The organism is Mycobacterium sp. NPDC051804 (assembly GCF_044452905.1).
Lineage (GTDB): Bacteria > Actinomycetota > Actinomycetes > Mycobacteriales > Mycobacteriaceae > Mycobacterium.
The window spans coordinates 212244-225552 of sequence record NZ_JBITCD010000002.1 but is presented as its reverse complement, the minus strand read 5'-3'; the positions used below and the strand labels follow the sequence as shown (position 1 = coordinate 225552).

The window sequence follows — 13309 nt, the reverse complement described above, 5'->3', positions numbered from 1 at the left end:
ATGGCCGGGGCCGACTATTCTGGCGTCATGCCTGTTCGTACTGCCCTTCGTCCCGGCGTGGTGTCACCGACGCTGCCGGTGCCCCGCTCGATCGTGCGCCCCGAATACGTCGGCAAGGCGACCGCGCAGGAGGGCAGCGAGCCGTGGGTTCAGACGCCCGAGGTGATCGCGAAGATGCGCGTCGCTGGACGCATCGCCGCGGCGGCGCTGGCCGAAGCGGGTAAGGCCGTCGCACCGGGCGTCACGACCGACGAGCTCGACCGCATCGCGCACGAGTACATGATCGACCACGGGGCCTACCCGTCGACCCTGGGATACAAGGGCTACCCGAAGTCCTGCTGCACCTCGCTGAACGAGATCATCTGCCACGGCATCCCCGACTCGACCGTGATCGAGGACGGCGACATCGTCAACATCGACGTCACCGCCTACATCGACGGTGTGCACGGCGACACCAACGCCACCTTCCTGGCCGGCGACGTGTCCGAGGAGCACCGGCTGCTCGTCGAGCGCACCCACGAGGCCACCATGCGCGCGATCAAGGCAGTCAAGCCCGGCCGTGCCCTGTCGGTCGTCGGCCGCGTCATCGAGGCGTACGCAAACCGGTTCGGCTACAACGTGGTTCGCGACTTCACCGGTCACGGCATCGGCACCACTTTCCACAACGGGCTGGTGGTGCTGCACTACGACCAGCCCGCGGTGCAGACGGTGCTGGAACCGGGCATGACGTTCACGATCGAGCCGATGATCAACCTCGGTGCGCTGGACTACGAGATCTGGGACGACGACTGGACCGTCGCCACCCGGGACAAGAAGTGGACCGCGCAGTTCGAGCACACGCTGGTGGTCACCGACGACGGCGCCGAAATCCTGACGCAGGTGTGACCACCGCAGGGGCGCTGCTCGTCGCCGGCACCACCTCCGATGCCGGCAAGTCCATGGTCGTTGCGGGGCTGTGCCGACTGTTGGCCCGCAAGGGGATTCGCGTCGCGCCGTTCAAGGCGCAGAACATGTCGAACAACTCCGCGGTCACGGTCGAGGGCGGAGAGATCGGCCGGGCCCAGGCGATGCAGGCCCGCGCCGCGGGTTTGGCGCCGAGCGTGCGCTTCAACCCTGTCCTGCTCAAACCGGGCAGCGACCGCACCTCGCAACTGGTGGTCCGCGGCCAAGTGGTGGACACCGTCGGCGCCAGGGACTACTTCACCCACCGTGAGCAGTTAGCCACAGTCGTGGCCGGCGAATTGCATTCCCTGAGAAAAGAATTCGACGCCGTCATCGTTGAGGGCGCCGGTTCACCCGCTGAGATCAATCTGCGCGCAACCGACATCGCCAACATGGGGCTGGCGCGTGCCGCGGAGCTGCCCGTCGTCATTGTCGGCGACATCGACCGCGGCGGCCTGCTGGCCCACCTGTACGGCACGGTCGCGGTGCTCGAACCCGACGATCAGCGACTCATCTGCGGTTTTCTCGTCAACAAATTCCGCGGCGACCCCGCGTTGCTTGCGCCGGGCCTGACACAGCTGCAGAACCTGACCGGGCGACCGACGTATGGCGTGATCCCGTACAGCGACGGGTTATGGCTCGACGCCGAGGATTCTGTCTCCGTACTCAGCCATCGCGTGGTCGGCGATCCGCAGAGCCCCCGCGGACAGGAGTGGCTGCGCATCGCCGCCGTCCGGCTGCCACGCATCTCCAACTCGACCGATGTCGAGGCTCTGGCCTGCGAGCCCGGTGTGCTGGTGCGCTGGGCCGGTGATCCCGCCGACGTGGCCGACGCCGACGTCATCGTCATCCCGGGCAGCAAAGCCACCGTCGCCGACCTGGCCTGGTTGCGGGAGCGCGGCCTGGCCGACGCCATCGTCGCGCACGTCCGACTCGGAAAGCCCGTACTCGGTGTGTGCGGGGGATTCCAGATGCTCTGCCGGCGCATCGACGACGCGGTCGAATCGGGTGCCGGACAGGTCGACGGGCTCGCGCTGCTCGACGCCGACATCGAATTCGCGCCCGAGAAGACGCTGCGCCACCACGAAGCGCCTCTGCACGGCTACGAAATTCACCACGGTCTCGTCAGCCGCTGCGCCGAAGACGATTGGCTGGGCGTGGGGATTCGCCACGGCGCCGTCTACGGCACGCATTGGCACGGCCTGCTAGACAATGACACCGTGCGCCGGGAGTGGCTCACCGCGGCGGCGGCCGCCGCTGGCCGAAGCGGATTCGTGGTGGCCGACGACGTCGACGTCCGCGCGCGCCGTGACGCCCAACTCGACGTGATGGCCGACCTCGTCACCAGCCACGTTGACGTCGACGCCGTGTTCGCCCTGCTGGAGCACGGCGCACCGAGGCTGCCGACGATCGTCACTAGGCTGACACCATGACCTGCCGCAATGTGCTGGTCCTTGTCGTCGCGGCGCTGTTGGTGGGGGGCTGCGCCCAACCGATCGCGGGCACGGCAACCTGGCCCGGCGCCCGGCTAGAGCATGTACTGCTCACCCCCGCGGACTTTCCCAAGGGTGTGCCATACGAACGCATCACACGCGAACCCGGCCGGGCGGATGGCGCGGGCGCGCCGCCCGCAATGCTCTCGCGTCCCGAAGGCTGTTCGGAGGGGCTCACCCGGGCGATCTCCGACTCGGCTGAGCGCGGGCCGGGCAGCGCAGCGGAGTACATCGTTGCCTACGACGGCGCACGGATAGTCATGACGGTGTTGACGTGGCGCCTGGACCTAGAGAAGTTGGCGGCGGTCGCAGATCGGTGTGCGAAGTACGAGACGTTCTTCGATCGGTCGGCACCCGGCATTCCGATGACCACCACGCGACTACACACGCCGCGCACCGACGCGCTTGTGTACGAGCAAACCTTGCATTTGAGCGGGGAACGCGACAGCGTTTACTTCTCGTTCGAGAACATCGGAAACACCGCGGTGTACGGAATCGCTTTCCCTACGCCCAATCCGTCGATCCCCGTCAAAGGTTCGCTGCCGCAAACGTTTCTGGAAATCACCGCAAAGCAGGCTGAGCGCGCGCAAACTGCATGAAGACTCTGTTAGCTCAAGGCGAAAACGACCCGCGCTCAGGTGACCGCCTGTAGCGTGGCCAAATGCCGTCCACCACAGTCACCGTCGACGGGTTCGGCGTGTCCGTCGACGTGGCCGGCCCCGACAAAGGGTCCGTCGTCGTGGTCCTCGGCGCCGCGCACCATGCACCCGCCGCGTATGAACCGGTATGCCAACGGTTGCACACTGCATCCCTGCGGACCGTCGTCATCGCACCGGACCCACGGCTGACCGCCAAGTCGGTGATCGGCATCCTCGATGCGCTCGACGTGAAGTGGGCATTGTTGGTCGGCGACCGCATCGGCGGCGAACTGGCGTGGGAGCTTGCCGCGACGCGGCTGGACCGATTCATCGGGCTGGTCGTGATCGACCGCGGTCACCCGCGCGTCGCCGACCCCACCGGCGTAGTCCGCGACGACCATTGCCCGCCCGTCGAGATGAACACCACTGCGCTGGTCAGCACGTCCGCGGCGCGCGCTGTTGCCAAAGCCAGCCAGCGCTACGTGTACGGCGAGTACCGGATGGTCGACCTACTGGGCAGGCGTAACGCCCAGGAGTCCACGGCGCAGCTCGCCGCCGAGATCGTGATGCGCACCAGCACCTGGTAGGTCTAGCTGACTGGCACCTCGTCGGGCGTCCAGGCCTGCGGCAACGCTGGACTGCCGGGGAAGAGGAAGTCGACGAAAGCCTTTGCGGTGGGCTGGGGCTCGTGGTTGGCCAGCCCGGGACGCTCGTTGGCTTCGATGAATACGTAATCCGGCGCGGTGACGTCGGGAACCAATAGGTCGATGCCGGTCACGGGGATACCGATCGCGTCGGCCGCTTTCACGCCGACCTCGCTCAGGTGTGGGTTCACCTTTGACGTCACATCGTGAATCGTGCCGCCCTGGTGGAGGTTGGCCGTTCGGCGGACGCGCAGGGTTCGCCCCTCGGGCAGGATGTCGTCGAACGAGAAGCCGGCCTCGGCAACCGTCGCCTCGGTGACGTCGTCGATGGGGATTCGTGATTCGCCGCCGGTGGCGGCCGCGCGACGACGGCTCTGGGCCTCGATGAGTTCAAGAATCTTGTGGTGGCCGGTGCCGATGATTTCGGCGGGCTTGCGCAGCGCGGCGGCGACGACTTTGCCGTCGATCACGACCAGGCGTAGATCGTCGCCGGGTGCGCGCTGCTCGATCAGCACGTTGGGGTGCTCTTCCCGCGCCCGCGCCAGCGCCGCGTCCAACTCTTCGGGGCTGTTGACCCCGACGGTGATGCCCTTGCCCTGTTCACCGCGGGTGGGTTTGACGACGACGTCGCCGACTTCCTCCAGGAACGCGTGGTCGTGTTCGTCGAACGTGGCCAGCCGGCCTTTGGGAACTTTGATGCCGGCTTCGGACACCAGGCGGCGGGTCAGCCGCTTGTCGTCGCAGCGCGCCATCGCGACCGCGGAGGTGTACTCCGACAACGACTCCCGGGTTATGACGCTACGGCCGCCGTGCGACAGCCGCATCTCGCCGGCGCCCGCGTCGAGAATCTCGACCCAGATGCCACGGCGCATCGCCTCGTCGGCGATGATCCGCGCATACGGGTTCAGATCGTCGACCGTCTCGGGGGGGTGGGTGAACAGTGGTTCGTTGATCGCGTTCTTGCGTTTGACGGCCATGACCGGAACGCGTTCGAAGCCCAGCTTCTCGTACAGTCCGATAGCGGCTTCGTTGTCGTGGGCCACCGACAGATCCATGTAGGCCCGACCGCGCTCGCGGTACAGCGCGGCCAGTGCGCGGGTGAGTGCGGCTCCGACGCCGGGCAGGCTGGTGGTCGGATCGACGGCCAGCGTCCACAGGCTGGAACCGTTCTCCGGATCGTCGAACAACCGCTTGTGGTCGACGCCCGTCACCGTGCCCACCAGCGATCCGTCATCGTCGCGGATCGCCACGAGATAATCGAGCGCTTCGCGGTCTTCGCTGTTGTCCCACAACACCTCAACGGGTGCGGGCACCATCCCGCAACGCATGTAGACGCGGTTGATCTCCTCGGCTTCCTCGCGTCGCGCCAAGGTGCGGACGGTGAACCCGGTGGGAGCCGCCGGCGACGCGCTGTCATCGGAGAACCTCAGCCGATATGTGTGACTGGGATCGATGAACAGCTCGGCGGGTGACAACGCGACGAGGACGTGCGGTTCACGGGCGTACATGCAGATATCGCGACGCCCGTGGCCCTCGTGCCGAAGTACTTCGGCGAGCTTCGCCGGATCGGCGAAGGTCTGCCCGAATATCAGCCGGCCCCAACCCATTTCGATCGCGACATCGTCAGCCATCGCATCCACCAGATGCTGCGGCGATGCATCGTGCAGGCCGAGTGTGATCGCCTCGGTGTGGTCGGTGTTCAAGGTGGTCACGCCGCCATCCCGTTGATTCCGTGCCGCTGTAACCACAGCTCGAGCAGTGCGAGTTGCCAGAGTTCGTTGCCGCGCAGCGGTGTCAGCCGACCATTCGGATCGGCGAGCAGCCGGTCGACCGCGTCGGGCCGGAACAATCCGCGCTCCTTGGCGACGGGCGCGTAGAGCGCGTCGCGCACCAGATCCAGGTACGGCCCCTCCAGATGGGTGAGCGCCGGCACCGGGAAGTACCCCTTGGGTCGGTCGATGACGTCGGCGGGGATTACGCGCCGGGCGGCCTGTTTGAGCACGCCCTTGCCTTCATGCGCGATCTTCAGGGCAGGGGGGCAGGTCGCGGCCAGCTCGACGAGTTCGTGGTCCAGGAACGGCACCCTGCCCTCCAGACCCCAGGCCATCGTCATGTTGTCGACACGCTTCACCGGATCGTCGACCAGCATCACCGTGGTGTCGAGCCGCAGCGCGCGGTCGATTCCGCTTTCGGCGCCACGGTTCGCGAAGTGGTCGGTGACGAATTGCCCGCTCGGGTCGCTCTCGACGAGGTAGTCCGGGTTGACGAGCGCGGCGACGCCGTCGGTGTCGCGGTCGAAGAATGCTCCGCGGTAGCTCGCGACGGCGCTGTCCAGCGATGTCGCTTCGGCCATCGGCGGGTACCAGTGGTAACCCGCGAACACCTCGTCGGCGCCCTGGCCGGACTGCACCACCTTGACGTGCTTGGCGACTTCCTGGCTGAGCAGATAGAACGCGACGCAGTCGTGGCTGACCATCGGTTCGCTCATGGCGCCGATCGCGCCGTCGAGTGCGGGCAGCATCCGGTCGGTGCCGATGCGGATCTGATGGTGGCCGGTGCCAAAGTGTTTGGCGATGATGTCGGAGTACTTGAACTCGTCGCCCTTGACGCCGCCCACCGACTCGAAACCGATGGAGAAGGTAGCCAGCCCATGCTGACCGGCTTCCGCGAGCAGTCCGACGATCAGGCTCGAGTCGACCCCACCAGACAGCAGACAACCGACGGGCACATCGGCGACCAGTCGACGGTCGACCGCGACGCGCAGTGACTCCAGAACCGCGTCCTCCCAGTCACGTTCGGACCAGTCGGCGCGACCGGCGTTCGGGGTGAAGTCGGGCTCCCAGTACGTCGTGTCCTTGCGGGTGCCGTCGGGCTCGATCGCGACCAGCGTCGCCGGCGGCACCTTGCTCACGCCGCGCAGGATCGTGCGCGGCGGCGGGACGACGGAGTGGAACGACAGATAGTGATGCAGCGCGAACGGATCGATGCGGGTGTCGACGCCGCCGCCGGCGAGCAGTGCGGGCAGTGACGACGCGAACCGGATACGCGACGCGTCCTCGGTGAGGTACAGCGGTTTGATGCCCAGCCGATCGCGCCCGAGCAGCACCCGCCCGCTGTCGCGTTCGACGATCGCGAACGCGAACATGCCGTAGAGGCGGTCGACGAAGCGGTCACCCCAGTGGTGATAAGCCTTGATCAGCACTTCGGTGTCGCTGTGCGAGAAGAACCGGTACCCGTGTTGTTCGCTCAGCTCGCGGCGCAGCTGCTTGTAGTTGTAGATGCAGCCGTTCCACGCGATCGACAGCCCGAGGTCGGAGTCGACCATCGGCTGCGCGCCTGCTTCGGACAGATCAATGATCTTCAGGCGTCGGTGGCCCAACGCCACCCTGCCCTGAGACCACACACCTGCCGCATCCGGACCCCGCGGTGTCATCGCCTCGGCCATGGCCGCGACGGCACTGACATCCGGAGTTAGGCCATCGAGTCGCACTTCACCGGTGGCACCACACACGGCATTGCCAGTACCCACCCTGACGCCTGGGAAAACCCTCTTTCAGGTGTGACGCTCGACATGTTCTGCGGAGCTAGGAGACGCCCTCCAACTGCTCGCCGGTCTCATCGATCTGACGCACAGGCCCGGTGAACCACTTCTTCACCGACGCGTGCCAGTAGATCCACAACAGAATCAGCACGCTGCCGACCAAAATCGGCGTGTAGTTGACGTATTTCCACTCGAACGTGTCGCCCCAGAAGACCCCGCCGGACGAGGTCGGGAACATCGCGATCGCCGAGGTGATGATGATTTCGATGATCGCGACCGGCGCCATCCATTTGTGGTGGCCGCGCAGGTTCCAGCGGCCCACCTGGAAGTCGTCGCCCATCTTCCAGCGGTAGTAGATCGGCACCGCGAAGCAGAGGTACAGGCCGACGACGCCGATGGACACCACCGCGAAGAACGCGATTGGCACCGGTGCGCCGTTGATGTCGACCTCGACGAGCGCGGGCAGCGTGATGAGGGCCGCGAATACCGCCGTGATGATCACTCCGTTGGCCGGGACCCGGCTCGAGTTGACCTTCGCCCACAACTGGTGCCCGGGGACAGCGCGGTCGCGGCTGAACGCGAAAAGCATGCGCGACGCGCTGGTCTGGCAGGCGGTGGTGCAGAAGAACTGTCCCGCAGTCGAGATCAGCAGCACGATGGCCACCCACTTGGAGTCCATCGCCTGGTTGAAGATGCCGACGACCGCGCCGCCACCCGCGGACACGGCGTCCGCGTCCTGGACAGCGAACAGGAACGTCAGCAGCAGGATCCAGCCGCCGATGGCCGAATAGAAGATGGACCGCCAAATGCCCTTCGCGGCGCCGTCGGCCGCACTCTTGGTCTCTTCGGACAGGTGCGCCGAGGCGTCGTACCCGGTGATCGTGTACTGGGTCAGGATCGCTGCGATCGGCAGCACGAACAGCAGGAAGCCCCAGCCCTTCTCGCCGCCGAACATGCCGCTGTTGTTGATGGTCTGCGCGAACACGTCGCTGAAGCTCGCATGCTGCTCCGGAATCAGCCACAGGATCGCGATCACCGCTACCGCGCCCGCTACGTGCCACCACACTGAGATGTTGTTGATCACCGCGAGCAGGTGTGACGAGAAGATGTTGATGAGCGCCGAGACCGCAAGGATCACCACGAACAAGAGGAATGTCCTGGTGAGGCTGTAGCCGGCGAGCCAGCCCTCACTGAAGGTGCCGAGGGTGAGGTCGAGGAAGGTCGCACACCCGTAGGACACCGAGGCGAGGATCGCGACGAGGCCGATCAGGTTCAGCCAGCCGGTGTAGAAGCCGGCCTTGGGGCCGCCGAGTCTGGCTGCCCACCAATAGATTCCGCCGGATGTGGGGAACGCAGACACCAACTCGGACATACAGAGGCCGATGATCAGGATGAACACCGACACCAGTGGCCAGCCCCACGCGATCGCCGCCGGTCCGCCGTTGTTCCAGCCGAGCCCGAACGAGGTGAAGCAGCCCGCCAGGATCGAGATGATCGAGAACGAGATCGCGAAATTGCTGAAGCCCGACCAGGTGCGGTTCAGCTCCTGTGTGTAGCCGAGGCTGGCTAGATGCTTTTCGTCGTCGTCGAGGTGTTCGTGACCTTCTGGCACGGCGGTTCTCCTTTTGCGGCGGCGGGACTCGCGCTCACTGAGTAGGGACAATAGAGTGCCATTGGTCGGCTGTCCTACCTTTGGAATGACATTTCTGTAAAGGAATTCCCGAGAAGGCCCCGCCGAGCAAACTCCAATGGTTGGCTTCCCGTCATCATCGTTGTAAATCGGTTTCCGTCGGTTTCGAGAGAGAGGTTCCGCAGTGAGCCAAAACCCCGGCATGTTGTCGCACGCCGATCTCGAGAAACTGGTGGCTGCCGGTGACATCGACACGGTGATCCTGGCCTTCTGCGACATGCAGGGACGGCTCACCGGTAAGCGGGTGTCGGCGCGACTGTTCGTCGAAGACGTTGCTGAGCATGGCGCGGAGTGCTGCAACTATCTGTTGGCCGTCGACGTCGACATGAACACCGTCGAGGGATACGCGGTGTCGAGTTGGGAGACCGGCTACGGCGACATGGTGATGAAGCCCGACTTCTCGACGCTGCGACTCCTGCCGTGGCTGCCGGGAACTGCGCTGGTGATGGCCGACCTGTCGCGGGTCGACGGCGACCCGGTGATGGTCGCGCCCCGCAGCATCCTCAACCGTCAGATCGACAAGCTGGTGGAGCGTGGTCTGGTGCCCTACGTGGGGACCGAGCTCGAGTTCATGGTCTTTGACGACTCCTACCGTGAGGCCTGGGCGAAGGGCTACCGGCAGCTGACGCCGGCGACCGACTACAACATCGACTACGCGATGCTCGCGTCGACGCGGATGGAGCCGTTGCTGCGCGACATCCGGCTCGGCATGACCGGTGCTGGCATGTACTGCGAGGGCGTGAAGGGCGAGTGCAACCTCGGCCAGCAGGAGATCGCCTTCCGCTACGACCACGCCAGGGTGACGTGTGACAACCACACGATCTACAAGAACGGCGCCAAAGAGATTGCCGACAAGCACGGTAAGAGCTTGACCTTCATGGCGAAATTCGATGAGCGCGAAGGCAACAGCTGTCATATCCACATCTCGCTTCGCGGCGACGACGGCAGCGCGGTGTTCGCCGACGCCGACGACGAGCTGGGCATGTCGGCGATGTTCCGCAGCTTCATCGCCGGTCAGCTGGCTACGCTGCGCGAGCTGACGTTGTTCTATGCGCCGAACATCAACTCCTACAAGCGATTCGTCGAGGGCAGCTTCGCTCCGACCGCCATCGCGTGGGGGATGGACAACCGCACCTGCGCGCTACGGGTGGTCGGTCACGGTCACGGGATGAGGGTGGAATGTCGCGCGCCGGGCGGCGACGTCAACCAGTACCTCGCGGTGTCGGCGCTGATCGCCGGTGGTCTGCACGGTATCGAGCAGGAGCTGGAACTGCCGGAGGCCCTGGAGGGCAACGCTTACACCAGTGGCGCCGAATCCTTGCCGACGACGCTGAGCGAGGCCGCCAAGCTGTTCGGTGAATCCGAGGTCGCCCGTGCGGCATTCGGGGACGCCGTCGTCGAGCACTATCTCAACAACGCACGTATCGAACTCAAGGCTTACGACGCGGCCGTGACGGACTGGGAGAAGGTGCGGGGCTTTGAGCGGCTCTAGACCTGTCGTCGGCCTGACCACGTATCTGCAGCAGTCCCAAACGGGGGTGTGGGATGTGCGCGCCAGCTTCCTGCCGGCCATCTACTTCGAGGGCGTCGGGCTGGCCGGCGGAATTTCGATGCTGTTGCCGCCGCAACATGTGGACGCCGCGATCGCCGACCGGGTGCTCGACGGGCTCGACGGGCTGATCATCACCGGTGGCCGCGACGTCGACCCGGCCGCCTACGGCCAGGATCCGCATCCCGCCACCGATGAGGCCAACGAAGACAACTGCCTGCGCGATGCGTGGGAATTCGAACTCCTGCGAGGAGCCATCCGGCGCGGTCTACCCGTTCTCGGAATCTGCCGCGGTGCACAGGTTGTCAACGTCGCCCTCGGCGGCACCCTGCATCAGCATCTGCCCGACGTACTCGGGCACAGCCGCCACCAGAAGGGCAACGCGGTGTTCTCGACGTCGTCGGTGCGCACCGTGCCCGGCACTCGATTGGCGGCGCTGATCGGAGAGACGTCGGATGCACAGTGCTACCACCATCAGGCCCTCGACCGGCTCGGTGAAGGTTTGATCGTCAGCGCGCAGGACGATGACGGCGTCATCGAGGCCATCGAGATCCCCGATGATCACTTTCTTTTGGCTGTGCAATGGCATCCCGAGGAACGGCTGGACGATCTGCGGTTGTTCGCCGCATTGGTCGAAGCGGCCGCGGCGTATTCGAGAGAAAAGGTGACCGCGTGACGGCCAGTGAGCTGATCAACCCCGCGACCGAGGAACTGCTGCGCACCGTCGAACAGACCAGTCTCGAGGGCGTCGACGACGCGGTGGCACGTGCCAAGGCGGCACAACGCGATTGGGCGCGACTTGCACCGGGCGACCGCGCCGCGGGACTGCGGTCATTCGCCGCCGCGGTCGACGCGCACGTCGACGAGTTGGCGGCGCTGGAGGTCGCCAACTCCGGGCATCCGATCGGCAACGCGACATGGGAGGCCGGTCACGTCCGCGATGTCCTGCAATTCTACTCGGCGACGCCGGAGCGGCTGTCGGGCAAGCAGATTCCGGTGGCCGGTGGTCTGGACGTCACCTTCAACGAACCGCTCGGCGTCATCGGCGTGATCACGCCGTGGAACTTCCCGATGCCGATCGCGGTGTGGGGATTCGCACCGGCCTTGGCCGCGGGAAATGCGGTTCTAGTCAAACCCGCGGAATGGACACCGCTGACCACCATCCGGATCGGCGAGCTCGCGGTCGAGGCCGGCTTGCCCGCGGACCTGTTCCAGGTGCTGCCGGGCAAAGGGTCGGTGGTCGGCGAGCGGTTCGTCACCCATCCCGACGTACGCAAGCTCGTCTTCACCGGTTCCACCGAGGTGGGCACCCACGTGATGGCGGGCGCGGCGGCTCAGGTCAAGAGAGTCACCCTCGAGCTGGGCGGCAAGAGCGCCAACATAGTGTTCGACGACTGCGATCTGGAGAAGGCCGCGGCGACCGCGCCGTACGGGGTGTTCGACAATGCCGGTCAGGACTGCTGTGCCCGTAGCCGAATCTTGGTGCAGCGCAATGTGTACGACCGTTTCATGGAGTTGCTCGAGCCAGCGGTCAAGGGTGTCGCGGTCGGCGATCCAGCGTCCAAGGACACCGAGATGGGTCCGCTGGTTTCGAAGTCGCACTGGCAGAGCGTGTTGTCCTACGTACCCGATGACGCACCGGTCGCTTTCCGCGGTGACGCACCATCGGGGCCGGGCTACTGGTTCCCGCCGACCGTGCTGACGCCGCAGCGCTCGGATCGCACCGTGCGCGAGGAGATCTTCGGACCGGTCGTTGCGGTGCTGCCGTTCGACGACGAGTCCGACGCCATCGCGCTGGCCAACGACACCCCCTACGGCCTGTCCGGGTCGATCTGGACGGACAATCTGTCGCGCGCCGTCCGGGTGTCGCGTGCGGTGGAAGCCGGCAACCTTTCCGTCAACTCGCATTCGTCGGTGCGGTACAACACACCGTTCGGTGGGTTCAAGCAGTCCGGTCTGGGACGTGAGCTCGGACCCGATGCACCGCTGGCATTCACGGAAACCAAGAACGTCTTCTATGCGATCGGAGATCAGTGATGGATCTGACCCAACGACTCGCGGGCAAGGTCGCCGTGATCACCGGCGGCGCCAGCGGAATCGGGCTGGCGAGCGCTAAGCGTATGCGCGCCGAGGGTGCCACCATCGTCATCGGTGATATCGATCCGACCACCGGCAAGTCCGTCGCGGACGACCTCAACGGAACCTTTGTCCAGGTAGACGTTTCGGACCAGGCAGCCGTGGATGCCCTGTTCGACGCCGCGGCCGAGACATACGGATCCGTCGACATCGCCTTCAACAACGCCGGCATCAGCCCGCCCGAGGACGACCTCATCGAGAACACCGGCATCGACGCGTGGCAGCGGGTGCAGGACATCAATTTGAAGTCGGTCTTCTTCTGCTCCAAAGCGGCGCTGCGCCATATGGTTCCGCAGCAGAAGGGTTCGATCATCAACACCGCGTCATTCGTTGCGGTGATGGGGTCGGCGACGTCGCAGATCTCCTACACCGCCTCAAAGGGCGGTGTGCTCGCGATGTCGCGTGAATTAGGAGTGCAGTTTGCCCGTCAGGGGATTCGCGTCAACGCGCTGTGCCCCGGTCCGGTGAACACACCGCTGCTGCAGGAACTCTTCGCCAAGGACCCCGAACGCGCCGCGCGCCGCCTGGTCCACATCCCCGTGGGCCGGTTCGCCGAGCCGGAGGAATTGGCCGCCGCGGTCGCATTTCTGGCAAGTGACGACTCGTCGTTCATCACCGGGTCGAGCTTCTTGGTCGACGGCGGCATCAGCTCGGCGTACGTGACACCGCTGTAGGA

11 protein-coding genes are annotated in these 13309 nt (G+C 65.6%); 8 read left to right on the top strand and 3 right to left on the bottom strand.

The annotated features are described in order from the left end of the window. The first annotated feature begins 27 nt into the window (after positions 1 to 27). The 4 genes from map (at position 28) to ACIA48_RS06745 (ending at position 3660) form a co-directional block, all read left to right on the top strand. Entirely contained in the window at positions 28 to 885 is an 858-nt protein-coding gene (gene map / locus ACIA48_RS06760; protein WP_396728974.1) for a type I methionyl aminopeptidase, read from the top strand. Further along, the gene (locus ACIA48_RS06755) at positions 882 to 2375 is read left to right on the top strand and encodes a cobyric acid synthase (protein WP_396728972.1); all 1494 of its coding nucleotides are present in this window, start codon (positions 882 to 884) and stop codon (positions 2373 to 2375) included. Before map ends, ACIA48_RS06755 begins: the two co-directional genes overlap by 4 nt. Then, complete coding sequence (locus ACIA48_RS06750) at positions 2372 to 3034, top strand: hypothetical protein (protein WP_396728970.1); 663 nt, start codon at positions 2372 to 2374, stop codon at positions 3032 to 3034. The genes ACIA48_RS06755 and ACIA48_RS06750 overlap by 4 nt, the downstream gene beginning before the upstream one ends. Before the next feature lie 62 nt (positions 3035 to 3096). Then, on the top strand, positions 3097 to 3660 hold the full coding sequence (locus ACIA48_RS06745; RefSeq protein WP_396728968.1) for an alpha/beta fold hydrolase: 564 nt from the start codon (positions 3097 to 3099) through the stop codon (positions 3658 to 3660). Between the two features lie 2 nt (positions 3661 to 3662). Here ACIA48_RS06745 and ngg read toward each other — a convergent pair whose 3' ends face one another. The 3 genes from ngg to ACIA48_RS06730 form a co-directional block, all read right to left on the bottom strand. Then, positions 3663 to 5429 (bottom strand): N-acetylglutaminylglutamine synthetase, encoded by a 1767-nt coding sequence (ngg, locus tag ACIA48_RS06740; RefSeq protein ID WP_396728965.1) that lies wholly within the window; start codon positions 5427 to 5429, stop codon positions 3663 to 3665. After that, complete coding sequence (locus ACIA48_RS06735; protein ID WP_396730659.1) at positions 5426 to 7228, bottom strand: N-acetylglutaminylglutamine amidotransferase; 1803 nt, start codon at positions 7226 to 7228, stop codon at positions 5426 to 5428. Before ACIA48_RS06735 ends, ngg begins: the two co-directional genes overlap by 4 nt. 73 nt (positions 7229 to 7301) lie before the next feature. Next, a complete protein-coding gene (locus ACIA48_RS06730; protein WP_396728963.1) occupies positions 7302 to 8870 on the bottom strand; it encodes an amino acid permease in 1569 nt (522 codons plus the stop codon). 202 nt (positions 8871 to 9072) lie between these two features. On the opposite strand from ACIA48_RS06730, the gene ACIA48_RS06725 reads away from it, so the two are divergent. Genes ACIA48_RS06725 through ACIA48_RS06710 form a run of 4 tightly spaced genes read left to right on the top strand, consistent with a single transcriptional unit; the run spans position 9073 to position 13307 of the window. Further along, the gene (locus ACIA48_RS06725) at positions 9073 to 10440 is read left to right on the top strand and encodes a glutamine synthetase family protein (RefSeq protein ID WP_396728962.1); all 1368 of its coding nucleotides are present in this window, start codon (positions 9073 to 9075) and stop codon (positions 10438 to 10440) included. Further along, positions 10427 to 11173, top strand: coding sequence for a gamma-glutamyl-gamma-aminobutyrate hydrolase family protein (locus ACIA48_RS06720; protein WP_396728960.1), 747 nt, complete (start codon positions 10427 to 10429; stop codon positions 11171 to 11173). Before ACIA48_RS06725 ends, ACIA48_RS06720 begins: the two co-directional genes overlap by 14 nt. Beyond that, positions 11170 to 12534: an aldehyde dehydrogenase family protein gene (locus ACIA48_RS06715; protein WP_396728958.1), complete on the top strand. Its 1365-nt coding sequence runs from the start codon at positions 11170 to 11172 to the stop codon at positions 12532 to 12534. Before ACIA48_RS06720 ends, ACIA48_RS06715 begins: the two co-directional genes overlap by 4 nt. Further along, complete coding sequence (locus ACIA48_RS06710) at positions 12531 to 13307, top strand: 3-oxoacyl-ACP reductase (protein ID WP_396728956.1); 777 nt, start codon at positions 12531 to 12533, stop codon at positions 13305 to 13307. Before ACIA48_RS06715 ends, ACIA48_RS06710 begins: the two co-directional genes overlap by 4 nt. Positions 13308 to 13309 lie beyond the last annotated feature (2 nt).